Here is a 24,861-nt window from a genome sequence, read left to right on the forward strand (position 1 = left end):
TCGTTGTCTGATACGTGAATTTAGAAATCGATTAATACACTCTTCTGGCGCTGGCAGGCCTGAAACGCCTGACGCCCCAGATCCTTGCCAATACCGGAGCCCAGGAAGCCGCCGGTGGGAATAATGAAATCGCCGGATCGACCGTAGCGGTTGATCCATACAGTGCCGGACTCAATGGCACGCATCGCTCGCATGGCTCTCGGCAGGCTCAGCGTATGCACGCCGGCACATAGCCCATAGGTTTCGTGCGCCGCCAGCGCGAGCCCTTCTTCTTCGCTGTCAAACTCCTGCACGGTGAGCACCGGGCCAAAGATCTCCTGCTGCACCGCCGGGTTATCAGCCGCCACACCACATAACAGCGTAGGCTGCCAGAACCAACCTTCGGCGGTATCCGCAAAACGTTCGCCGCCCACTAACACTTCTGCGCCCTGCGCTTTGGCTTCGGCGATCACCGATGCCACCTTGTTGCCCTGGCGCTCATCGATCAGCGGCGCATAACGGCTGCTGTCTTGCCAGGTGACACCCGGCTGCGGCTGCTGGCAGAGCGCCACCAGGCGATCCAGCAGCGGTTGAGCAATGCCACGTTGCACAATCAAGCGAGTACCCGCGACGCATGCCTGTCCACCGTTGGCGGTGAAGCCGCGCAGGATGCGCTGTGCCAGGACATCGATATCGCCCGCATCATCGAACACCAGCTGTGGGCTTTTGCCACCTAACTCCAGCGTGACAGGCTTCATGCCATGCTTTGCTGCGTCACTCATGATGCGTGCGCCCGTCACCGTGGAACCGGTGAACGAGACTTTGCGTACCAGCGGATGGGTGACCAGCGCGCTGCCGGTCACTGCACCACTGCCCTGCACAATATTCAGAATGCCCGCCGGTAAACCGGCCTGCACCGCCAGTTCCGCCATACGTACGGTAGAGAAAGGTGTCAGCTCCGAAGGTTTCAGCACCACGGCATTACCCGCTGCCAGTGCAGGACCGCATTTCCACGAGGCCATCGACAGCGGGAAATTCCACGGTGTAATCGCGCCAATCACGCCGTATGGCTCCGAAATCAGCATCCCAAGGCTGCTTTCCTGCGTCGGGAACAGATCGCCACTGTATTTGTCTGCGCACTCGGCATAGAAACGGATGGCCTCTGCGGTAAACGGAATCTCATGCTGTACCACATCGCTAATCGGCCGCGTCGACCCCAGCGCTTCGAGCTGAGCCAGTAACGGATCGCTTTCAATCAGATCCGCCCAGCGGCGTAACACTTTTCCACGTTGCCGTGGTGGGCAACTGCGCCAGCCACTGGTTTTCAGCGTTTCATGGGCCAGGGTGACAGCCCTATCAACATCGCTGGCCTGGGCTTCGCTCAGCTCGGCATAGACTTTGCCATCAGATGGCCTTTTTACGGCAAAACGCGCGCCCTGGGTGGAAACATGCTGACCACCAATATAATGGCCAATCGGGAGAGAAACTTTTTCAGGGTCGAAACTTAACATGGAAAATTCCTTATTTGTTACACCCATCACATGTGCGCCAATTAACGATTTGCACTACATTTATCTGTCACGTTAATAAGCTAATGCAGAAAGTATGCCAGCCCAGTAAAAAATAAAAATGCGTAAAAAACAGCCCAGAAAAATTTTCTGCCGTATTGAAGAGGGAAAATTTGCGGATTTGCCGAAGGAATAAACAGATGATTTACTTCACAAAATTCGTGCATCCCTACGGTGCAGCTCGCACGAAACTTGCACTAAAACGGTGATGGGCCGGAAAAGTATGACGCCGCGCACAAAATAAAACAGCGCCGTGAACCTGAGGTTACCGGCGCTGTTTATGAAATGGGTGATGAAAGTCATTATGCGCAATGAATTGCGCGATTACCTATTTGGAGCGGTACGATTTAACACGCATTGCTGCATTTATAAACTGCCCATATGAAACGTTTTCTGCTCCAGATACTCTTCAATTCCATAGCGCGAACCTTCACGTCCTAAACCGGATAATTTAATTCCGCCAAAAGGCGCCGCATCTAAAGATATCGCACCGGTATTAAAACCGACCATGCCAAATTCTAATGATTCCGCCACGCGCCAGGCTCGACGTATATTCTCCGTAAAGAAATATGCGCCCAATCCATAAGGCGTGTCATTCGCCATGCGTATCGCCTCCTCTTCGGTATCGAAGACAAAAAGCGGTGCGACGGGGCCGAAGGTTTCTTCATGCGCAATGCGCATACTGCTGGTGACATTACCCAACACGGTCGGCTCAACAAAGGTGCCATTCGCTGCACTGATCCCGCCACGCAGCAAGATCGCTCCCTGGCTAAGCGCATCATCAATATGGCTGTTCACCTTCTCAACAGCGCGATCGTTAATCAGTGGCCCAATCGTGCTACTGGGTTCAAAGCCATCCCCCACTTTAAGGGTTGCCACTGCCTCCAGGAGTTTCTCGCTGAAACGCTCATAGATACCGCGTTGCACCAAAATGCGATTGGCGCAGACGCAGGTCTGACCGGCATTACGGAATTTACTCGCCATGACGCCAGGGATAGTGACATCGAGATCGGCATCATCAAACACAATCAGTGGCGCATTACCGCCCAGTTCCAGGCTAAGGCGTTTAATGCTGTCGGCACTTTGTTGCATCAGCAGTTGGCCGACGCGTGTGGATCCGGTAAAGGAGATTTTGCGCACCGTGCGGCTGGCAGTCAGCGTGCTGCCGATCTCGGTGGGTAATCCGGTGAGCACCTGAAGTACGCCAGTGGGAAAACCTGCCCGCTCTGCCAGCACCGCCAGTGCCAGAGCCGACAGCGGCGTCAGTTCAGAAGGTTTGACGATGATCGGGCAACCGGCGGCCAGCGCAGGTGCCACTTTGCGGGTAATCATCGCAATCGGGAAATTCCACGGCGTAATCGCTGCGGCCACGCCAACGGGTTGTTTCAGAACCAGAATGCGGCGGTCTTCACTGGGCGCCGGAATGGTATCGCCATAGATGCGGCGTGCCTCTTCAGCGAACCATTTAACAAAGCTGGCACCGTACAACACCTCGCCTTTCGCTTCTGCCAATGGCTTGCCCTGCTCGGCGGTCATGATGACCGCCAGATCGTCCGCGTTATCAAGAATCAGCTGATGCCACTTATCCAGCAGCGCGGCGCGCGATGCATTTGGGGTTTTGCCCCAGCTGACACGCACCGACTCAGCATAATCTATTGCCTGCTCGGTTTCGGCTGCACCCAGTGCCGGAATAGTGGCAATCTGTTGCTGAGTGGAGGGATCGATCACCGGCAGCGTGGCCCCGGCGTGCGCGTCCTGCCAGCGCCCGCCAAACAACGCCTGCTGGCGTAACAGTTCTGCATCTTTTAGTTGAATCCGCGACATTTTCATCCCCTTTATCCTGTTCATTTCACTGTAACGTGGCGCAGCAGTGCAGGATGTTTTTCTAAGGGGTGGAAACCGGGCCAGGATGTGTTTTAGCGCGCCAAAAGAAATTTTATGCTGTGCATAAATGCGTCATTGATTACGGTGAGGTTTGTTGCCAGGAGCGCATGAATGCGTCATTGATTACGCTGCGGTTTGAGGCCAGGCGCGCAGGAATGCGCACCCTGTAGGAAAGGTGTGGTCGCCATTTATGACGACCACTGCATTAAATCTGGAAATCGATAGCAGGTTCAGACTCCGTTTCATAGGAGAGCGCCTGACGCTTAATCTCCTCCAGCGACAGATTGGCGTTACACAGTTCCAGAAACTGCCAGACGTAATTGCGTTGCAGCTGGCCGCGCTTCAATCCTAGCCATACGGTGTTGGCATCAAACAGATGATGGGTGTCGATTTTCACCAAATCTTCACCTTCATAAATGTCGCACGCCTGATCAGCCAGGATGCCGACGCCGAGACCCAACTCAACATAGGTTTTCACCACGTCGGAGTCCTGCGCGCTGAGCACGATATCCGGCTTGATACCCGCCGCCTGGAATGCACGGTCCACTCGCGAGCGACCGGTGATACCCTGCCGATAAGTGATCAGCGGATGGCGGCTCAAACTGGCCAGCGTCACCGGCTGATGCTGCAGCAATTCATGGTCATGCGGCACTAACAACGAGTGATGCCAGCTAAACCACGGGAAAGCCGCGAGACTACTGTTATTCACCAGCTGCTCGGAAGCAATGCCAATATCGGCTTCGCCCGCCAGCAACATGGACACGATCTCCTGCGGCGATCCCTGATTGAGTTCAAGACGCACATTGGGATAGAGCTGACGAAATGCTTTTATCACGCGCGGCAGGCTATAACGTGCCTGGGTATGCGTAGTGGCAATGGTTAGCACGCCGCTGGTTTCATTGGTAAACACATCCGCCAGGCGACGTACTTTGCCAGCTTCATCCAGGATGCGTTCAGCAATGGTCAACAGCGCCTTGCCCGGTTCTGTCATGCCTAACAGTCGCTTGCCACGACGGATAAAAATCTCGACGCCGAGTTCATCTTCCAGATCGCGAATATGGCGGCTAACCCCGGATTGCGAGGTGAACAACGTATTCGCCACTTCTGTCAGGTTGAATTCGCAACGAGCCGCTTCGCGTATAATTTTAAGTTGCTGGAAATTCACACCCTTTTCTCCTGTTCCCTGCCCTGTTTCGTCCATGTTATGAAGTTGGCGTCATTGCAGGAAATAATAAAAAACGGTGTGTTATGCGGAATAGTAATAAGTAGGGTGATTTATCTCGACGCGTTTGCGGGTGTTAAAGCGTGAAGGGGTTACCCCAGCCGTAGATAGCTGGGGTAAAGAAGAAGGGATTAACCGACCAGCATCAACTCGCGCTCTTCCGTCATCGGCTTATTCAGCAGTGACAGCAGGATGTTTTTCACTGCCTGCGCGGAAGGTGACAGTGGCAAGCGCGCAGAGATATTCAGCGAGAGCGGCAGATTCAGCGATGGGCTGTTAATACGTGCCATCCACGCGTGAGTTGAACTCACCAGGGCGCGAGCCGCTGATTCCGGCAGAACGGTCACACCCATGCCGCTGGAAACTGCGGCAGTCAGGGTTGAGATTGACTCGATTTCACCGATGATTTTTGCGCTCAGACGACGCAGCGAGAATGCTTCATCAACACGTTTGCGCACCGCGCTGTAGTCACGCGGCAGGAACAAATTCATCTGCGCCACGTCGGCGAGATCAACGGTAGCGCCCGGACATGCGGTCGCACCGACCAGATACAACTCTTCTTTCATCAATGGAATGCTGTTAATGCCGGCTGTCGGCGCACGGTCATACAGCACCGCCATATCCAGCTGACCGTTCATCACTTTTTCATTTAAAGAGGTGCCGCTATTCTCATGCAGATACACCAGTACATCCGGGAATTGTTCCCGCACCGTTTGCAGCAGCGGCATCGTCAACGAAGAAGCGGCGGTGCCCGGTGCCAGACCAATTGATACCTGACCATTTAACGCCTGGCCCGCGTTGATGACAGCCGTTTGCGCCTGTTCACACTGCCGCAGAATCGTACGAGCATGAGCATAAAGAATTTTGCCTGCCTCGGTTGGTGTTACGCCACGTTTGGTGCGAATCAGTAACTGCTGATCGAGTTCGTTTTCCAGCGTCGCAACTTGCTGGCTAAGCGCAGGCTGCGCGATGTGCAGCACTTCTGCTGCCTGAGTCAGGCTGCCGATATCGACGATTTTTACAAAGTACTTCAGTCGTCTTAAGTTCATATTGCCTCCGTCAATCCCCCGAATAACCCGTTTGGGTGTCTCAGCCTGCTGGCTTGTGTTCATGAAGTTGCAATATGCAGGCCAGGTTTATTCGAAGCGTGAAAAAGCAGTGCCAGAATATTCCTAACGGCACGGAAAATAAGCCTTTCTGATTACCTCTTAAGAGTTAATAAGCTGAGCACATGACACCGAGTGATTAAAAATAAATCAAAATGCACCACTATGGTGCGCAACTTGCGTGGCAGATGTGCAAAAAAGTGATGACCGAAAGCGTCGCAGTGGTGCATAACTCACAGAAAATGACCTAAAACGGTCAGAACGAAAGCAAACGCGGGGAAAGGAGCAGGATCAACCAGTGGGAAAACTTATTGTGAACAACGGAGCAATATGTCCTTGAGGGCGCACACAGTGCGCCCTGCAATCAGGAAGTACTATCTCTTTTTACGGTTTCTATGCATATCGATGGAAACTGCGGCGACGATAATGATGCCTTTAATGATGTCCTGCACGTAAGCATCCACACCCACGAAGGTGAATCCGCTCTTAATCAGACCCAGAATCACCGCACCAATCAGCGTCCCGGTGATGCGACCCACGCCGCCCATCAGGCTGCTACCGCCGATAACGGCTGCGGCAATCGCATCCAACTCGTACGCCATACCCATACTTGACTGACCGCTACTGACGCGCGCCGCCAGCACCACACCCGCCAGGCCAGAGAGCGCACCCGCGATGGTATAGACGATGATCAGGTATTTATTAACGTTGATCCCTGACACTTTGGCCGAAGTCATGTTGCCGCCAATTGCATACACATACTTACCGTAACGGGTATGCTTCAGGGCGATGTGGAACAGGAAGGCCACCACCAGGAAGATGATCACCGGCATCGCGCCCTGGCCGATGGAGGTAAAACCATCTGACAGGAAGCTGATCGGGTTACCTTGCGTGTAATACTGCGCCAGACCACGCGCCGACACCATCATGCCCAGTGTGGCGATAAATGGCGGGATACCGGTTTTGGTAATCAGGAAACCGTTCATGACCCCGCACAGCAAACCTACACCAATACCGGCCACAATCGGAATGACGGCAGGCAGGTTAACCAGTGACGGATACATTGGTGTCAGGCTGTCAGAGGTTTGCGCCAGGCTAGCCGCCACCACCGCTGTCAGTGCAATCACCGAACCAGACGACAGGTCAATCCCCGTGGTGATGATGACCTGGGTCACGCCCACCGCAATGATGCCGATGATCGCCACCTGTAAAACAATCAATACCAGACGGTTGGTGTTGAGCAGGAAAGATTGGTCACGAACGTACCAGCCTGCAATCTCAAAGATTAAGGCAATACCCAACATCACCACAAAGATGCCGGTATCTTTCGGCAACTTATGGCGCAGGTTGCCAAAGAAGGATGTCGATTCCGCGGCCTGCGGGGCCGTAATTTTTACGTTACTCATAGATGTCTCGCGCCTCACTCGGATGCCAACGACAAAATGGTTTCCTGATTGGCCTCTTCTTTATCGAGGATGCCAGTTATACGTCCGCCGTGCATAACCATCACGCGGTCGCTCATGCCCAGAATTTCCGGCAACTCCGACGAGACCATAATGATGGCCACGCCACGGTTTGCCAGTTCGCTGATTAAGCGGTAAATCTCGGCTTTTGCCCCGACGTCAATACCGCGCGTCGGTTCATCGAGGATCAGAATCTTCGGTTGAGCCAGCAGCCAGCGCGCAATCAGCACCTTCTGCTGGTTACCGCCACTGAGGTTGTTGATGATCTGATCCATGGTCGGCGTTTTAATATTGAGCTTGCGGATCTGCTCCATGCAGTCCTGTGCCATCTTCATGTGGCTAACGAAACCGGCTTTACTGACATAATCCGGCATGTTGACGATGCTCATGTTCTCCATCACCGACAACACCAGGAATAAGCCGGACTTTTTACGGTCTTCGGTCAGGAACGCCATGCCCTTCTCAATCGCCGTGGAAGGCGAATCGATTTTGACCGGCACGCCATCGATCAGCACTTCACCGCTGTCGAAGCTTTCCATCCCGAACAAACTTTCCATCACTTCACTGCGTCCCGCCCCCACCAGACCGGCAACGCCGAGGATTTCGCCCTTGCGCACCGTGAAATTGATATCGGTGAAACGGTCTTTGCAGGTCAGATTGCGAACCGTCAACACTTCTTCACCGATCTCACCATTGAATTTCGGGAACAACTGCGTCAGTTCACGCCCCACCATCTGAGTAATCAGCGACTGACGGGTAAACTCGGAAGTGCTGTTACTGCCCACCCAGGTGCCGTCGCGGAAAATGCTGATCTCATCGGTGATGGTGAAAATCTCATCCATCTTGTGACTGATATAGATGATGGCTTTACCCTGCTCGCGCAGGTCGCGGATGATGGTGAACAGATGCGCCACTTCGGTTTCCGTCAGTGCCGAGGTCGGTTCGTCCATAATCACAATGTCGGAGTTCCACGACACCGCTTTGGCAATTTCCACCATCTGCTGAGCAGCGATACTCAGCTCGCCAACCATACGATCGGCTTTTAAACGGATATTGAGTTTGTTGAGTAATTCCTGCGTTTGCTTGTTCAGCAACGCGTGGTCAACAAAGCCGTACTTCATCGGTTCGCGACCGAGCCAGATGTTCTCAGCCACAGTCATGTAAGGCACCAGATTCAGTTCCTGGTGGATCATCGAGATCCCCGAACGCAGCGCGTCCATGGTGTCCTGGAACTGCACCGGCTCCCCTTTAATGCGAATGGTGCCCTTATCGGGACGATACATCCCGATAAGGCATTTCATTAAAGTGGATTTGCCCGCGCCATTTTCACCCATCAGGGCATGTACCGACCCCGGTTTAATGCGTAGTGAGACATTGTCGAGTGCCTTCACTCCGGGGAAGAACTTGCTGATGCCTTCGGCTTCAAGCGCAAATGCGGTCATACATCACCTCCGTACGGCTAAGTCGGGAACGATTATTTCTGATTACGTGATTCGAACTGCGCCATGTTGTCTTTGGTGATCAGCTGGTAAGGGATGTTAATCACCTTCTCAACCTTCTCGCCTTTCGCCAGTTTCACCGCAGCCTGTACCGCGCCTTCACCCTGACCTTTAGCATCCTGGAACACGGTGGCGACCATTTTGCCGTTCTTCAGCATCTGCAACGCATCCGGCGTACCATCCACACCCGCGATCAGGATGTGGTTCGGGTTTTTGCCCAGCGCCTGCAGCGCACCAATCGCCATTTCATCGTTGTTCGAAGCAATCGCCTGAATGTCATCGCCTGCGGTCATCCAGTTACTCACCACATCTACTGCGTCATTACGGGTGAATTTCGCGGTCTGTTTCTGTACCACTTTGAGGCCCGGGTATTTAGCCACCACCGCTTCAACACCTTTGGTACGGTCACGGGTAGATTCGTTAGCCAGGTCGCCCATCAGAATCGCGACGTTGCCTTTACCGTTCATCGCTTTTGCCAGCGCTTCCATTTGCAGACGGCCCGCTAATTCGGAGTCAGAGCCGACGTAAGCCATTTTGTCGGTCAATTCACCTGCCGGTTTGCGGTTAACAAAGATCAGCGGCACACCCGCTTTAGAGGCCGCATCCATCAAAGGTTTGACGGCATTGGTATCCACTGGGTTAACGATAATGGCGTCAACGCCCTGACCGATGAAGTTCTGAATTTGTTGCAGCTGTTGGGAGACGTCGCCTTTCGCATCTTCGACCTGACCCTTAACGCCATCTTTGGTCATCTCTTTCTGCATCGCGGTGCGCAGAATGGTCAGGAAGTTATCGTCAAACAGCGCCATAGAGACGCCCACCTGAAGGTCTTTTGCCATAACAGCGGCAGGTAACATGCAAGCTAACAGGGAAGTCACTAACGCTTTTTTGAATTTCATAGGTAACCCTTCTTATTCGTTAACATGCTCAGTTGGGCTGATACGACGAATGAAAAATATTTTTTACATTCACTCAACGGCACTGGCGTTATTTATCTGGTTGTAGAGGTAAGGCTTCTGGTCTAACGCTATCGTTTCGGTACTGCTCTTTCCTGCAACTATCTACTTATCAAAAGGTTATTTTCGAAATGCTGTTTCAGACGCCAAAACTGATTTCACCCGTGATGATAAGCAGTTCATTTGTTTCATCTGATCAGCATTTGAAATTTTCATCATAAAAGCACTGAAATGATTGTTTTAAAATCGGCAAATAACAAAACTTTGACATGCATCTAACATCTCAAAGGAAATGCGCTTAAAGTGAGATCTTGCTGGCAGTTTGAAATCTGAACGTTCAAGGCAGAAAAACAGCATTCCGCTGCTTTTACGCGCACTTAAACCAGAAGTGTGCGATCGGGCTTTGACATTGGGGATCGGCATCGCTAATATGCGCCTCGTTCACACGATTCCTCTGTAGTTCAGTCGGTAGAACGGCGGACTGTTAATCCGTATGTCACTGGTTCGAGTCCAGTCAGAGGAGCCATATTTAGAGAAGCCCGCTCAGGGAAACCTGAGCGGGCTTTTTGTTTTTATGATTTATTGTTGAGAAACGAGGAAGCCTGACCATTAATTATTCGGCCAGTCTTCCTAAGGGCTTGTTGTATTGCAGAACGCTCAATACGAAAAGGCCGCTCAGAATTCACTGAGCGGCCTTCACACTTCTGTTTTTATCTTCTTTATATTACCGCGCCAGCGAAGCCGCCTGACTCAATGTCATATTACGCGTCTCCGGTGCGAGCCATACCGATACCAGCAGACCAATAAAGGAAACAATCGCGGCAGCATACATGGTGTATTCGATGCCTAGATTTTGCAGGGAAATCGGCACCAGCCAGGTTCCCGCAGCAGAACCGATACGTGACATGGATGAACCCATACCGACGGCGAAGGCACGCACTTCCGTTGGGAACAGCTCGTTCGGATACACTAACTCCAGCACCTGTGCTCCGCCGATAAATACCGCGTAAGCGCCAAACATCACCAGCACCAGCATTTCTGAACCGTGGGAGAACATCCCCAATGCCAACAGCGCCAGGCTTGACCATAAAAAGCTGTGGATGATCAGACGGCGGCGGCCCATGCTATCAATCAAACGGGTTGCCACAACACAGCCCACCACAAACAGCAAGGTGATGGCGATCGAACCTAGCGATGCCCATTCACCGTCCAGATTCAGGGCTTTCAATACTACGGGTGCGAACGAATACACCGCAAACATCGGCACAACGGCCGCACTCCAAAACACCGAGACAAACAACATACGCTTGCCGTAGCCAGAGCGCACCAGATCTTTCAACGTAACTTTGGCATCCACTGACTCCGCGGGCATATTTTTCAGCGAGAATTCTGGACCGTAGACTTTCTTGATGATCTGCTCAGCCTCATTGAAGCGACCTTTGCTGACTAACCAGCGTGGCGATTCCGGCGTGCCGATGCGCAGAACGAAAAGGAGTACCCCCAGCACGGCCGGGCTGGCCAGTACCAGACGCCATGCGGCATCACCGCCAATCGAGAGAATAAGGTTACCCACGATATAAGCGAGGGCTGCACCGGCAAACCAGAGAATGGTCAAACCGGCCAAACGTTTGCCACGATGCTTTTGCGGCAGGAATTCAGTGAGCAGTGACCCGGCAACCGGATACTCCAGCCCCACTCCGACCCCCACCAGGAAACGCAGGATAAACAGCGTGAGGGCCGATTCCGCCCAGAAAGTGCCGACCGAACCCAGGATAAACAGGATTGGCCCGACAAAGAACAGACGACGACGACCCACAATATCGGTCAACCACCCGCCAAGGAAACCACTGCAGAAGGTGCCGAGCATCGCTGAAGCGGCCACCATGCCCTGCCAGAAGGTATCAAGTTGCAGATGCTGGGAAAACTGCACGATCGCCACGCCGATAATACTCAGCACGTAGCCATCGAGGATCCAACCGCCACCCGCGCGCAGCGACATTAACTGGTGAAAATTATTAAGCGGGACATCTTCAATGGATATATTGGTGTTGCTCATAACAGGGTCTCTCCTGAATTATTCATTTCTCTGCAGGCGCAGCGATCTGTCCTAATCAAAAATGATTTAGCGGAACGTTAAAGAAACAGAAAAAACATCATTGACTGATTTAGGTATTTCTTTAAAAAAGAAATTGACCTCGAAATTGAAAAACCCTGCGTTTAATCCCTGAACATAAATAATGAAATTAAGCATGACCCACTTGCAGATCGTCTGTCTTCATCATTGTTTAGCGGTGTGTTGACCCAATACGCATTTGTTCGCTTTTGTCTGTTAATCACAGGTTAACTCCATGTTCAAACTATGCTGAATTTCAGGTGGTGTAAACATGCCCAGGACACCCAAAACTTGAGATTGTGATCATCTCCAAAATTCATCTGAAAAAATAATTCGAAAAAGTTATACGTATAACTCATTGAAAATTAATTTATTAATTTCAAACCACGGTAAAATCATACTACTTAATTGTATTTCCTTTGTATTTTTCATGTATGCAAAAAAGTTACGTGGTGGGATGGGTTTTCATGGGTTGGGGAGCAAGCAGGTAGGAGTGAGTCGGCGTGCAAGTACGCGAAACAGTGCGCCAGATCGCACTGTTTTTTCGCGGATAAAAAGTCAAAGAAGGGAATTAAACAACAAACTCATAATGCGAGCCATCGGGGAGCTCGATGTTGAGACGCAGTTTTCCGCCAGCGGCTTCAACATAGCGCTTCAACGTCGAGAGTTTTAAGTCCCGGCCAGGTTTTTCCATTCCAGCCACGGTGGGTTGTTTAATATTTAATTGCTGCGCTATCTCCACCTGTGTTTTGTTTACTCTTTCACGCAATTCAGCAAGGTGAATATTCAGTAATACTTCTTCAGCCATGGAATTGGCTTTAGCGACGACTTCAGCCTTCTCGGCCGCAAGAATCTGTTCGAGTGTTCTGCCCATGTCGTTACTCCTTTCTCTCTTCGCGTTGAAGATGATGGGTAAATTCTTTATCTGCGAGCGGGATCAGCTCAGCATAAAAACGCTTTTCATTGCCACACTTATGACCCGCACAAAGCACTTCACCGCTGCGCCGGGGATCGAATGCGTAAAATGCCCGAATAGGATCACCTTTGCTTTGAATACGAAGCTCTTTCATATTGCTAAAACGAGAGCCTTTGAGGGTATCAGCGTAAGGCCTGCATAACGCTGGTCCTGCTTGCTGCAATACGATCAATGCGGACAAAACGCATGCTCTATCAGTGTCATCTTGCGCCACAAGCCAATTATCAAAAGTGTCCGTTGTCACTATCTGCCACATGATACGCTCCTATCAATATAGGTCAACTACTATATAGGTTAAAGGCGATAATCAGTGTGGCGAAGCAAGCCGAGTCACGCACTTTATCTGTAATGACGTGTCGATAGGGATTCCAAAAAAAAATGCCCGCTCAGTTATCCTGAGCGGGCATGGCCCTCATTAACAAAGATGCTAATCCACTGCAGGCGATAAAGGTGCCAACTCCAGGCTGCTGCGAAAATCGCTGCCCTGATAGTCGTTATCCAGCAAATTACGGCGACGTAATTCAGGGAGCAGTCCGTTGAGCAACAAGTCTTGCTGGTCCGGGCTACCCAGGCCGTGCAGGGAAATGACGTCCAGCACGCCTGCCTGATAACGCTGTTCGATGGCATCGGCGAGTTGTTCTGGCGTGCCTGCCACAAACCAGTGGCCGGTCTCTTCTGCTTTGATAATCAGTTCACGTAGCGTCAACCCCTCCAGCGCATACTGCCGGAAGATGGCGGCGCGGCCCTGGCGGCGATGCACCTGCTCCAGTTGCGGAATCAGCGAAGCGGGCAATGACTGGTCGAACGGCAAGTCAGACAGATCCACCTCACCGCCCAGCATATCCGCAACGCGCAGCCTGCCCTGTTCGAAATCTATCCGTTCGTGTTTGTCACGCAGGCGACGAGCCACATCCGCATCACTCTCGCCAATGATGGAATGGAATGAGTTCATGATCAGCGGCGGATTCTGTTCGCGACCAAAACGTCGTGCCCGCTGCTGCACATCTGCCACAAATGTCTGCGCCGCCTCAAAGGTGGGCTGCGATGTGTAGATCACTTCGGCATAGCGCGCACCCAGCGTGACACCCGCCTCAGATTGCCCGGCCTGAAACTGCACCGGACGGCGCTGCGGCGGCGGCGGTACGTTGAGCGGTCCGACAACCTGGAAGAAATCACCACGATAGTGGATAGGATGGAGTTTGCGATGATCAATACGAATGCCACCGCTTGCCGTGCGCTGCACTGCTGCACGTTCGTTGGCGTCATACAGCGCGTTCATCATCTCAATAAATTCGGTGGCGCGTGCATAGCGTTCCTGCGGTGGTGGCAACTGGCTTTCACCAAAATTCTCCTCACCGACGGAGGAAGTCACCGCATTCCACCCAGCTCTGCCGCCGCTGATGTGATCCAGTGTAGCGACCTGGCGCGCCAGATTATAAGGATGTAACCAACTGGTGCTGACCGTAGCGATTAAGCCAATCTGCGACGTCACCTGACTTAACGCCGCTAAGGCAATCAGCGGGTCCTGCGTGCCGGTGGTGCCCGCTAATCCAGCGGGATCGGCCTGCAGTAAATCAGCAGTGAACAGGCCGGTGATTTTCTCGCGTTCAGCGATTTTCGCCAGTTCAATGGCGCGTGCGATACCCACGCCCGGTTGGCTGTCATTGCCCGCGGAAATCACGCTGCTGGCACCGACTAAGGTTTTGAGTTTACGACGATACGTTTGCGACACCATATTCTCCTTTAAGGTTGGCGCGTGAAATCTGCTTTTACGGCTTGAAGTGCGTCTGCATCAATCAGCAGACGCAACCCGGTGCGTGCCAGCACGCGGGCGCCAATCAGCAACGCCTGATAACCGCGCTCAGAGTTGGCGGCTTCACGGAAGGGCACAGTGTGAAAAATCAGATCATCCGAACCAATTTTCAGCCACGGGTGCGCGGTGGGCACCGCATGGCTGATGTCCCCGGCATCAGTTGAGACTTTATTGCGCTGCGGCGAGAGATCGACCTGCTCGCCCGCTGCACGAAACTCCTCCAGCAGCACCGCATCCAGCGCGGGGTTAAGCTTGAAATCACGCGGACCGATTTGATGATCAATCTCCACACGTGCACCGGTCGCCAGCGCCACACCCTCGGCAATCGCTCTTAATTTCGGCTCTAAGGATTCCACCAACTCGCGGCTATCGGCACGAATGTAGTAGTGCGCCGAAGCGTATTCCGGGATCACGTTGGGTGCCTGACCGCCGTTGGTGATAATGCCGTGCACACGCACGCCGTCCGGCAGCTGCTGGCGCAGTACGCTGATGCCGTTGTATAGCAGCACCAACGCATCCAGCGCATTGATGCCTTCATGCGGGGCGCTGGCAGCGTGTGAGGGTTTGCCATAAAAATGGAAATAGAGATGATTGTTCGCCAGCGTCGATTCAGTAAGGCGCGTTTTACCGGAGGGATGCACCATCAGCGCCACATCGACATCTTCGAGCAGCCCGGCTTCGACAAAACGCTTCTTCACGTTGCCTTTTGGCCCGCCAGGACCGGCTAATCCGCCCTCTTCCGCTGGCGTTCCTAACACCACGACACGGCCGCCGGTTTGTTCCAGCACCTGAGACAGCGTGATGGCCGCCGCGACGCTGGTGGTGCCGATCAGGTTGTGTCCGCAGGCATGGCCGATGCCAATGAGCGCATCGTATTCCGCCAGGAAGGCAATGGTCGGGCCCGGTTTACTGCTGGCTTTGACCGCGTAAAACGCGGTTTCATGTCCGGCGACGTTGCGCGTGACCTCAAATCTCTGCTCAGTGAGCAACTGCGTCAGCTGCTCACTGGCAAAGTATTCGTTGTTGCCGGTTTCCGGTTTCGCAAAGATCGATTTCGCCACCGCAATATATGAGGCGCTGTGCTGTTCGAGATAGTTTTCCAGCGTGAGCTGAAGGGTATTCAGCGGCATAACGAATTCTCCTGAATATTGGCAAGACATTACCATCACTCTAAGCGCGTTAGCTGCTGATGTTTATCAAGAAATAGTGATAAGGATTGCGGGAAAAGGCACAACTGATTTACGGCAAAAATACGCAATAAATTGCCCCGCTGCGGCTGTTTTGCTGCGGGCGAGTCCTGGCTCACCCGTATTGGGCCGACCTGAAGGCTACACCCTGCAAAGGCTTGACGTGCTGGACGTTCACTACGGTTCGCTATGTTTGTAAAACCGCTAGTGACGCGATTTATCGCGCGACGTCTAGTGTCGCTTATCGATGTGCTGCACCAGTCGATCGCCGACCCACTGAATGCCACATACCAGCACAATCAACACCGCAATCACCGCGATCATCACTGAGGTTTCAAAGCGTTGATAACCGTAACGGATCGCCAGGTCGCCTAATCCGCCCGCACCAATCGCTCCCGCCATCGCCGATGCGCCGATTAATGCCACCAGCGTCACCACAAACCCCGAGAGAATGCCGGGCAGCGCTTCTGGGATTAAAACATCCCAGACGATACGGAGCTTACTGGCACCCATCGCGCGTACCGCATCAATCAGGCCGCGATCCACATCGCGTAATGACACTTCTGCCACGCGAGCGAAATACGGCGTTGCGGTGATCGACAGCGGAACTATCGCCGCCCACGTCCCCAGTGACGTACCGACCAGAAAGCGGGTAAACGGAATCAGCGCCACCAGCAAAATGATGAAAGGGAGCGAGCGGAAGCCGTTGATCACCAGCCCCAGCACCCGGTTAATGCCACGGTGTTCTGCGATGCCGCCTGCGCTGGTCATCACCAGAATCAGCCCCAACGGTAAACCGGCAACCAGTGAAAACAATCCTGAAATCAGCGTCATCAACACCGTTTCGCCCAACGCGTTGAGCAATAAATCAATCATCACTGGCGACATAACCGACTAACTCCACTTGCGCCTGCTGCCCGCGCAGCCAGCTGAGAATCTGTTGCTCATCGGCCACGTTGGCGACCGGAAGCGCGATAAAAAAACGCACCACGGCGTAGTGCTGAATATGATCGATGCCGCCCTGTAATAAGCGGAACTTGTCCGGCAACGCCGCCGCAAATCGGGTCAGCAAATCGCCCTGCGCATCCTCGCCGGCAAAGTGCACGCTATAGATGGCCTCACCCTGTCTCCTCTCGGTAACCCGTGCGGCCAGCGCTTCAGGCAGCTGCGGCAGCAATCCACGCAATAAGGTGCGCGTCAGCTCAGATTGAGGATGCGCAAACACCTGCCACACCAGGCCTTGCTCAATGATCTCACCCGCGTCAATTACCGCCACGCGGTGCGCCACCGACTTGATGACTTCCATTTCATGGGTGATCAGCAGAATAGTAATACCCAGTTTTTGGTTGAGTGATTTAAGCAGCGCGAGAATAGAACGGGTGGTTTCAGGATCCAGTGCTGAAGTGGCTTCATCACACAGCAGCAGTGCCGGGCTTGCCGCCAGTGCACGAGCAATGCCAACACGCTGTTTCTGACCGCCTGAGAGCGCCGCCGGATAGTGCTGTGCCTTATCCGCCAGCCCCACCAATTCCAGTAATTCCGCCACGCGTTGGGCACGTTGCACCTTATCCAGACCGGCAATTTTCAGCGGCAACGCGACATTCTGCGCCACGGTTTTCGCCGACAGCAGGTTGAAGTGCTGGAACACCATACCGACGCGACTACGCACAGATTGCAGCTGTTTTTCCGACAGGCCGGTAATTTTCCGGCCTTCGATTTCAATGACGCCTTCGTCAGGTTGCTCCAGTCCGTTCAGACAGCGAATCAACGTCGATTTGCCCGCACCACTGCGGCCAATCAGGCCGAGAATTTCACCTTTCTGCACCGTCAGTGAAATATCGCGCAGCGCCTGAGTTTGCCCAAAGCGACGTGAAACGCCCTGCAAGTGCACTACGCTGCCGCTTTCGCGAGCAAGACGTTCACGGTCTTGCGCATTCTCTACCACGCCACGCGTTAACGCGCTAAACGGTGCTTCGACACCCGAGAAAATCGTCATGCTTAATCCTTACCAGGCCGTTTCGCCGGTGCCTTTATAGACCTTATCAAACACGGTCTTCACAGCGTCGTTCTGATACGAGGACACCAGGGTTTTCACCCATGGCGCGCTCACGTTCTCTTTCTTCACGGCGATAAAGTTGTTGTAAGGGTTGTCCTTCACCGGCTCCTGCGCGATACGATCGGCGGCAGTCAGACCGCTTTTCAATGCCCAGTCGGTGTTCACCACCGCCGCATCCAGATCCGGCACTGAACGGCCAATTATGCCGGAGTCGAGCTCCTTAATTTGCAGGTGATGAGGGTTGGCGGTGATATCTGCCGTGGTGGCGGCAATGCCGACGCCAGGCTTCAGCTTGATCAGACCTTGCTTTTCCAGCAGCACTAAGCCACGCGCTTCGTTGGAAGGATCGTTCGGCACACCAATTACCGCCCCGTCTTTCAGCTCAGCCGCCTTCTTCACTTTCTTCGAGTAGAGACCAATCGGCCACACTGCCGTATCGCCCACGCGAACGATATCGTAATGATTCACTTTGATTTGGTTATTGAGGAAAGGCTGGTGCTGGAAGGCATTGGCATCCACCTCACCATTTTGCAGTGCCTCATTCGGCTGGTTGTAGTCGTTAAAAATCACGGTTTTCACCGTCAGTCCTTTGGCAGCGGCTTGCTTGATCACTTCGCGCCAGACGTCTTCATCTTCTCCGCTCATGATGCCGACTTTGACTGAGGTTTTATCGGCGGCGTGCGCCAGTGACAGCGGTGCTAATACGGTGCTCGCCAGCAGCAAAGCGCCGGCGGTTAACAAGAATGTCGTTTTGGCGGATGCCAGACGTGTGTGCATAGTTATTTCCTAATCGTTATAATTGCAGCGGCCAAAGTACACTGTCGTGATGAACAGATAGCCGCAGTATACGCAGATGCTTATTCCTGCATTATGATTTATCCGGGAATGCTATTCCTGAAAAGAATAAAGACACGCAGCCGCTCGCATCGCCACAAGTGAACGGACGGCTGTGGTACCATGCCGTTTTGATTGACCTGTTATTGAGCGCTATGTCGGACACTACAACGAAACGTAAAAATGACCCGGAAGGGCTGAAAAAACGCATCCTTGCCGGTGCCCTGAAAACCTTCGCCGAGTTCGGTATGCAGGGCGCACGCCTTGAGCAGATTGCTGAACACGCGCAGACCACTAAGCGCATGGTGGTGTATCACTTCGTCAACAAAGAGAAGCTGTATATCGAGGTGCTGGAGCAGGTCTATCAGGCGATTCGTGAACACGAAACCGGATTGAACCTTGCACAGATGGAACCCGAGCAGGCGATGATTAAACTGGTCGAAGCCAGCTTCGACTATCACGCCACCCATCAGGATTTCATGCGTTTGGTGTGTACGGAAAACCTGTTGCGCGGTCGCTATATTGTGCAGTCCGAGCGCATCAAAGCGTTGAACAAAAGTACGCTGGATCTGCTGGATGACATTCTGACGCGCGGTCAGCAGCAAGGCATCTTTATTGATGGCCTGAACACCGTGGACGTGCACCGCTTATTGAGCAGTATCTGTGTGCACCACGTCGCCAACCGCTACACCTTCCACTTCCTGTTCACCCCTGAGGATACGGAAGAGGACAGCATCCGTCGTAACCGCCAACTGGCCGTGACCGCAACGCTGCGCTACATCTGCAAGGCACCTTAAACATGGGCAGTGCTGTGATGGTCTACGCTTAAAGCTTTGGGACCGTCACAGACCTCAGTATAAGGAACGCCGTAGTGAACAGAGATTCCCTCCTTTACCCCCTTCGCAACCCGCAAAATACCGAGCACGACAGTGTCCTGTGGAACTGGGCGCAAAACACCGTGGTGGGCCAGCGTGAGCAAGTCCATCAGCCGCAAAACGAAGCCGAACTGCAACAGCTGCTGAGTTCGTCAACAGGCAAAGTGCGCGTCATCGGCAGCCGTTTATCACCCGGCCGCATGCTGTGTGTGAATGCCGACGATCTGTTACTCGATCTCAGCGCCATGCAAGGCGTATTGGGAGAGGATGACGACAGCATCACTTTCGCGGCAGGCACGCTGCTGCAGCAGGTGTTCGACGCACTCACCGCGCGCAATCGCATGTTAGGCTGTTCGCCAGGCGTGATATCCGTTCAGACGCTGGCGGGCGCGATAGCGACGGGCACCCATGGCCAGGGATTGGATCAGAGTTCACTGGCGGATGAAGTGATAAGCATCCGCATGGTTATGGCCGACGGCAGCGTGCGGGAGTTTCAACGTGGCGATAGTGATTTCCCTGCGGCGCAAACCTCATTAGGTTCGCTGGGGATTGTGACCGCCGTGACGATGCGCACCGAGCCGTTTCGCCTGTTCACCTGCCACAAATTTGCCGAATCCGCCGATACGCTGGAGCAGGATCTGCCGCGCTGGAATCAACAGTATGAACTGAGCAAAGCCTGGTGGTTTGTGGATGACAACCTGATGCACGTGTGGAATGCCAACCCCGCCAGTGAAGCAGATGTTCAGGCGTGGCACGCCAATGGTGGAGAGGTGATCGAGCATGGCGATGACACTGACAGCAGTCTGAATGACACCATCGATCAGACGCTGGCGCAGATGCATCGTGATACGCAGATTGAAGGCAAAGGCGGTAAACAGTTCCGTACGGTCACGCGCTTCCGCGATTTCACCGACCTCAGCGGCGACATCTACCAGCTGTTTTGTCGCGGTATTGCCGTGCCGCAAATCAACGTGGAAATTGGCGTGCCGCTGGATAAAACACCGGAAATTATCGGCAAAATCAAAGCCTGGTATGCGGAGAATCACCCGCACATGCACTACCCCATCATTTTGCGCTGCACGGGCGCGTCAGAAGCCTGGCTTAGTCCAGCTTATCAGCAGCCGACCTGTTTCTTTGGCTTCGTGGTCTATTACGCCGATGACGGTTCGCTGTCACAGGACGGTCTGCATTTCCTCACCGAGGTGGAGAAATTACTGGCAGCAGAAGGCGGACGACCGCACTGGGGAAAATACTACGATCCGCAGCGCTACAGCTGGCGGGATATCTATCCGCAGTGGGATGCGTTCCGCGCGGTACGGGAACAACTCGATCCGCAGCGTCGTTTTAGCAATGACTATGCCACGGCTTTGTTTGATTGAATTTTGACGGGGGAAGATTTATGTACGCCTGGGTAACACTACTGACACAACCGGACTATTTTATCGGCGTGAAAGCGCTGCACCGTTCACTAAAACGCAGCGAAACCGCATGGCCATTGATTGTGATGGTGACCGATGCGATCGACATCGAAACGCGTGAAGATTTGCAGGCATTGGGCTGTGTGATTCATCCAGTCGATCCTCTGATGCCGAATGCGGAACTGGAGCAGCATTATGCCTCTGCGCAATTTGGTGAAGTGTGGAGCAAGCTGCGGGCATGGGAACTGACCGGCTGTGAGCGCGTGGTATTTCTTGATGCCGACATGCTGGTGCTGCGCAATATGGATGAGCTGTTTACGCTGGACCTCGGCGATCATGCGCTGGCCGCGTGCCACGCCTGTCGCTGTAATCCGAATAAAATCGCCAGTTATCCCGCCAGCTGGCAGCCGGAAAATTGCCATTACACCTGGCAGGATCGCGGTGAAGCGGCTCCTGCCAGCCTGGACCGCTATCTGAATGGTGGCTTTTTAGTGCTCGAACCGGATCAAGAGGTGTTTAGCTGGCTACAGCAAAAAGTCGCTGCTATCACTGATCTACGCCGCTATCCGTTCTCTGAACAGGATTTACTTAATGAAGTGTTTGAGAATCGCTGGCTGCCGCTGCCGTATATTTACAACGCACTGAAAACACTTCCGTTCCAGCACAGCGCCATGTGGCAAGAGGATGAAGTGAAGAACCTGCACTTTATTCTGGCTAAGCCATGGAAACGCGACCTCAACCAACCCGAAAGCGAACGCGACCGCTACTACGCATTGGATAAGCTGTGGTGGAAGTTAGGGGTTAATTAAGAAAAGAGGCGCACTTCGCAAAGTGCGCCTCTTTAGTTTTAACGCCAGCCCAGTTCCGGTGCCACATGGGTCAGGATGCTTTCCATCACGTGCGCACAGTAATCCACGCCCAGCTGATTCGGGATGGTAAGCAGCAGCGTATCGGCTTCGGCAATCCCTTCGTCCTGTGCCAGCTGTTTGATCAGCTGATCTGGCTCTGCCGCATAGCTACGACCAAAAATGGCGCGGGTTTTCTCATCGAGGAAGCCCACGGAGTCCTGATCCTGACCACTGCGACCAAAGTAAGCACGGTCGATGTCATTGGTCAGCGCAAAGATACTGCGGCTCACTGACACACGCGGCGTGCGCTGATGTCCGGCGGCTTTCCAGGCTTCACGGTAAGCGCGAATCTGTTTGGCCTGCTGGATGTGGAACGGCTCGCCAGTCTCATCATCCTTCAGGGTGGAGCTTTGCAGATTCATCCCCTGCTGAGCTGCCCAGATGGACGTTGCATTTGAACCGGAACCCCACCAAATACGCTCACGCAGTCCTTCTGAGAACGGCTCCAGACGTAGTAAGCCCGGTGGATTCGGGAACATCGGCTGTGGATTCGGTTTAGCAAAACCCTCACCGCGCAGCACTTCCAGCAACTCTTCGGTGTGACGACGTCCCATATCGGCATCGGTTTCACCCTCTTTCGGGTTAAACCCAAAGTAACGATAGCCTTCAATCACCTGCTCCGGGGATCCGCGACTCAGACCGAGTTGCAGACGGCCGTTAGAAATCAGGTCTGCCGCACCGGCATCTTCCGCCATATACAGCGGGTTTTCATAACGCATATCGATCACGCCAGTACCAATCTCAATGCGATTGGTTTTGGCACCGACCGCCGCCAGCAGCGGGAACGGTGAACTTAACTGACGCGCAAAGTGGTGCACGCGATAGTAAGCGCCATCCGCGCCCAGCTCTTCTGCAGCCACGGCTAAATCGATGGATTGCAGTAACACGTCCTGAGCGGAACGGGTGGCTGACTGCGATGACGGGGTCCAGTGACCAAAGGATAAGAAGCCAATCTTTTTCATGGTGAAATTCTCCAGAGGGACCGCACTGGCCCGCACATGATGCATTAGGTTTCGATGGAGAAAGGTTACGCCAGGCGAGAGGTGACTGATAGCCAATAGTTTTCGCGCGCTTCATCAACTTTTTTGCATAAGTCATAAAAACACGGTCTTTGTGTTTATCACGGTGATCAATCATCTTGCGGGGAATTCATCCGATTCACAGGTTTATGGCATCCGCATGGCAAACGACTATATCAATGCACAGCAGCGTGAAGTGGTGCATCAGCTGGGCCGCAATTGGCTGTGGCGCAGTGAACTGCCCACCTGGGCGCTGATGGTCGGGGTGTATGGCGGCTGGTTTGGCTGCGTCATCTATTGGCAAACGCTGGGTCTGTTTTTAACCACTCTGCTGCTGATTGTTTTCACCACCTGGTATATGTCGCTGCAGCATGAGCTGATCCATGGCCATCCCACGCGTTTTCCAGGGCTCAATCAGCTGTTTGGTACCCTGCCGTTGGCGGTGTGGTATCCGTATGGGCTGTATCGCGATTCACATCTGGCGCATCACCGCAATCACACCCTGACCGAACCGGATGAAGATCCGGAGACATACTACCTGTCACCGGAACGCTGGGCACAACTCAAGCCGTGGCAGCAGCGGTTGATTCACCTGCGTAATACTTTTCCCGGCCGTTTGCTGTTAGGTCCGCTGCTGGATATTGCGGCCACGCTGAAAGTGATGGTGTTGGCACGGGATCGTGCGGCTATTACTATGTGGATGGTTCATTTTACGCTGCTAGGCGGGCTTTTTTACTGGATACAGCAGCATGGATTATCGCCGCTGTGGTTCGTGGTTGCCGTGAGTTATCCGGCATTGGCGCTGACCAAAATACGTTCTTTCTACGAACATCGCGCTGAAGAAGCTCCACTGGCACGCTCCGTGAATAATGAAGCCGCCTGGCCGTGGCGTTTGCTATTTCTGAATCTCAACTATCATTCTGTACATCACGATCTGCCCGGTTTGCCCTGGTACGGCTTGCGCAAAGTCTATCTGCTGTATCGCGACGGCTACCATCAGCGCAATCACGGTTTCCGCGTCGCTGGTTATGGCGAGTGGTTGCTGCGTTTCTGGCGCAAACCGGTCAACGTTAACGCCCATCCGGGAACGCACAAGGATGCACAGCATGCCGATCATTTCACTGCCGATGTACGATATCCATCATCCGACGACGCTTGGCCTGACCGCAGCGCTAACGACGCTGCTGAAACAACGCGGCGTGCAGGCTGAGGTTGAATGGCACAACGAACTCTTACCCCACTGGCGCGACGCTGATTTGCTGTTAAGCCAGACCTGTGGCTATCCGCTGGTTGCTTTATTGCCTGATGTGCAACTGGTCGGCGCGTTTCAATCCAGCGCGCAAGGCTGTGAGGGACTGCGCTATCGCAGCTGGCTGGTGGCGCGCAAAGAGGATGAAAATCTCATCCTGAGCGATTTTCGTGGTCGCCGCGCCGTATGCAACAGTGATGACTCGCACTCGGGCTACAATTCGCTGCGTTATGTGATCGCCCCTCTGGCACACGACGGGCATTTCTTCAGTGAAGCGCTGCAGAGTGGCAGCCATCGTCAATCGTTAGCCGCGTTGCGTGAACAACAAGCGGATATCGCGGCGATCGATTGCATCACCTGGGCGCTGTTGCGTGCTCATCACCCTGAAGCACTGGCCGGGCTAGAGATCATTGGCGAAACCCCGCTGTGTGCCGCATTGCCGTTAATCACCTCAGCAAAAACCGATGCTCAAACGCTTGAGCATCTGCGCAGCGCACTGACCGAACTCACTACTGATAAGAAGTATCAGCATCTGCTGGCGGCGAGCCTGATCAGCGGTTTTGCGGTGCCAGAACGCGCATTCTACGATGAGGTGCAAGCGTGGGAAGATCAAGCAGCGGAATACGGTGTGAAGTTGCTGTGATTTGAACAGCCGCGATGTAATTTATCGCGCAACGACCATCTTTAATCGCGCTGCAGCTATACGCAATATATCACGCAGCTTAAAGGCGGCATC

21 protein-coding genes and 1 tRNA gene are annotated in these 24,861 nt (G+C 53.5%); 6 read left to right on the forward strand and 16 right to left on the reverse strand.

Translation table 11 applies throughout. The features are described from left to right. Window positions 1–20: 20 nt before the first annotated feature. The 7 genes from AC1MDE_RS07205 to AC1MDE_RS07235 all read right to left on the reverse strand — a co-directional run bounded on the left by AC1MDE_RS07205 (window position 21) and on the right by AC1MDE_RS07235 (window position 9,620). On the reverse strand, window positions 21–1,490 hold the full coding sequence (locus tag AC1MDE_RS07205; RefSeq protein WP_479398906.1) for an aldehyde dehydrogenase family protein: 1,470 nt from the start codon (window positions 1,488–1,490) through the stop codon (window positions 21–23). A 423-nt stretch (window positions 1,491–1,913) separates the two neighbouring features. Beyond that, window positions 1,914–3,371, reverse strand: coding sequence for an NAD-dependent succinate-semialdehyde dehydrogenase (locus AC1MDE_RS07210; protein ID WP_480344434.1), 1,458 nt, complete (start codon window positions 3,369–3,371; stop codon window positions 1,914–1,916). A 265-nt stretch (window positions 3,372–3,636) separates the two neighbouring features. Continuing rightward, entirely contained in the window at window positions 3,637–4,596 is a 960-nt protein-coding gene (cbl, locus tag AC1MDE_RS07215; protein WP_058962313.1) for an HTH-type transcriptional regulator Cbl, read from the reverse strand. A gap of 188 nt (window positions 4,597–4,784) precedes the next feature. Then, the gene (gene nac / locus AC1MDE_RS07220) at window positions 4,785–5,702 is read right to left on the reverse strand and encodes a nitrogen assimilation transcriptional regulator NAC (protein WP_034824624.1); all 918 of its coding nucleotides are present in this window, start codon (window positions 5,700–5,702) and stop codon (window positions 4,785–4,787) included. A gap of 431 nt (window positions 5,703–6,133) precedes the next feature. After that, a complete protein-coding gene (locus AC1MDE_RS07225; protein ID WP_038646197.1) occupies window positions 6,134–7,165 on the reverse strand; it encodes an ABC transporter permease in 1,032 nt (343 codons plus the stop codon). A gap of 14 nt (window positions 7,166–7,179) precedes the next feature. Next, window positions 7,180–8,664 carry a sugar ABC transporter ATP-binding protein gene (locus AC1MDE_RS07230; protein ID WP_058962314.1) on the reverse strand — a complete coding sequence of 495 codons (1,485 nt, stop codon included), beginning with the start codon at window positions 8,662–8,664 and terminating at the stop codon, window positions 7,180–7,182. 32 nt (window positions 8,665–8,696) lie between these two features. Next, on the reverse strand, window positions 8,697–9,620 hold the full coding sequence (locus tag AC1MDE_RS07235; protein WP_058962315.1) for a sugar ABC transporter substrate-binding protein: 924 nt from the start codon (window positions 9,618–9,620) through the stop codon (window positions 8,697–8,699). Between the two features lie 507 nt (window positions 9,621–10,127). On the opposite strand from AC1MDE_RS07235, the gene AC1MDE_RS07240 reads away from it, so the two are divergent. Beyond that, a tRNA-Asn gene (locus AC1MDE_RS07240) sits at window positions 10,128–10,203 on the forward strand. A 198-nt stretch (window positions 10,204–10,401) separates the two neighbouring features. Here AC1MDE_RS07240 and AC1MDE_RS07245 read toward each other — a convergent pair. From AC1MDE_RS07245 to AC1MDE_RS07280, 8 genes are all read right to left on the reverse strand, one after another. Then, the gene (locus tag AC1MDE_RS07245; protein WP_058962316.1) at window positions 10,402–11,733 is read right to left on the reverse strand and encodes an MFS transporter; all 1,332 of its coding nucleotides are present in this window, start codon (window positions 11,731–11,733) and stop codon (window positions 10,402–10,404) included. Between the two features lie 628 nt (window positions 11,734–12,361). Continuing rightward, the gene (locus tag AC1MDE_RS07250) at window positions 12,362–12,664 is read right to left on the reverse strand and encodes a helix-turn-helix domain-containing protein (protein ID WP_058962317.1); all 303 of its coding nucleotides are present in this window, start codon (window positions 12,662–12,664) and stop codon (window positions 12,362–12,364) included. Between the two features lie 4 nt (window positions 12,665–12,668). Further along, window positions 12,669–13,022 (reverse strand): type II toxin-antitoxin system RelE/ParE family toxin, encoded by a 354-nt coding sequence (locus AC1MDE_RS07255; RefSeq protein ID WP_479402537.1) that lies wholly within the window; start codon window positions 13,020–13,022, stop codon window positions 12,669–12,671. A gap of 171 nt (window positions 13,023–13,193) precedes the next feature. After that, entirely contained in the window at window positions 13,194–14,498 is a 1,305-nt protein-coding gene (locus tag AC1MDE_RS07260) for an NtaA/DmoA family FMN-dependent monooxygenase (protein ID WP_480344456.1), read from the reverse strand. Between the two features lie 11 nt (window positions 14,499–14,509). Next, on the reverse strand, window positions 14,510–15,709 hold the full coding sequence (locus AC1MDE_RS07265; protein WP_479400734.1) for a M20 family metallopeptidase: 1,200 nt from the start codon (window positions 15,707–15,709) through the stop codon (window positions 14,510–14,512). Between the two features lie 288 nt (window positions 15,710–15,997). Beyond that, window positions 15,998–16,654, reverse strand: a complete 657-nt coding sequence (locus AC1MDE_RS07270) for a methionine ABC transporter permease (protein ID WP_058962320.1) — start codon at window positions 16,652–16,654, stop codon at window positions 15,998–16,000. Then, window positions 16,635–17,762: a methionine ABC transporter ATP-binding protein gene (locus AC1MDE_RS07275; RefSeq protein WP_479402536.1), complete on the reverse strand. Its 1,128-nt coding sequence runs from the start codon at window positions 17,760–17,762 to the stop codon at window positions 16,635–16,637. The genes AC1MDE_RS07270 and AC1MDE_RS07275 overlap by 20 nt, the downstream gene beginning before the upstream one ends. Before the next feature lie 9 nt (window positions 17,763–17,771). Further along, window positions 17,772–18,599 carry a MetQ/NlpA family ABC transporter substrate-binding protein gene (locus tag AC1MDE_RS07280; RefSeq protein ID WP_058962322.1) on the reverse strand — a complete coding sequence of 276 codons (828 nt, stop codon included), beginning with the start codon at window positions 18,597–18,599 and terminating at the stop codon, window positions 17,772–17,774. 212 nt (window positions 18,600–18,811) lie between these two features. Between AC1MDE_RS07280 and AC1MDE_RS07285 the strand changes: the two genes are divergently transcribed. From AC1MDE_RS07285 to AC1MDE_RS07295, 3 genes are all read left to right on the forward strand, one after another. Beyond that, window positions 18,812–19,453 (forward strand): TetR/AcrR family transcriptional regulator, encoded by a 642-nt coding sequence (locus tag AC1MDE_RS07285; protein WP_058962323.1) that lies wholly within the window; start codon window positions 18,812–18,814, stop codon window positions 19,451–19,453. 74 nt (window positions 19,454–19,527) lie between these two features. Further along, window positions 19,528–20,910 (forward strand): D-arabinono-1,4-lactone oxidase, encoded by a 1,383-nt coding sequence (locus tag AC1MDE_RS07290; protein ID WP_479398915.1) that lies wholly within the window; start codon window positions 19,528–19,530, stop codon window positions 20,908–20,910. A 20-nt stretch (window positions 20,911–20,930) separates the two neighbouring features. Further along, window positions 20,931–21,758: a glycosyltransferase family 8 protein gene (locus AC1MDE_RS07295; protein ID WP_058962325.1), complete on the forward strand. Its 828-nt coding sequence runs from the start codon at window positions 20,931–20,933 to the stop codon at window positions 21,756–21,758. A gap of 38 nt (window positions 21,759–21,796) precedes the next feature. Here AC1MDE_RS07295 and AC1MDE_RS07300 read toward each other — a convergent pair whose 3' ends face one another. Next, on the reverse strand, window positions 21,797–22,819 hold the full coding sequence (locus AC1MDE_RS07300; RefSeq protein ID WP_479398917.1) for an LLM class flavin-dependent oxidoreductase: 1,023 nt from the start codon (window positions 22,817–22,819) through the stop codon (window positions 21,797–21,799). Window positions 22,820–23,036: 217 nt separating this feature from the next. On the opposite strand from AC1MDE_RS07300, the gene AC1MDE_RS07305 reads away from it, so the two are divergent. Together AC1MDE_RS07305 and AC1MDE_RS07310 are read left to right on the forward strand one after the other, a co-directional pair. Then, window positions 23,037–24,086: a fatty acid desaturase gene (locus AC1MDE_RS07305; RefSeq protein WP_479400732.1), complete on the forward strand. Its 1,050-nt coding sequence runs from the start codon at window positions 23,037–23,039 to the stop codon at window positions 24,084–24,086. Further along, entirely contained in the window at window positions 23,983–24,768 is a 786-nt protein-coding gene (locus AC1MDE_RS07310) for a phosphate/phosphite/phosphonate ABC transporter substrate-binding protein (protein WP_479398921.1), read from the forward strand. Before AC1MDE_RS07305 ends, AC1MDE_RS07310 begins: the two co-directional genes overlap by 104 nt. Window positions 24,769–24,861: the final 93 nt, after the last annotated feature.

It is taken from the genome of Pantoea folii (genome assembly GCF_056678875.1).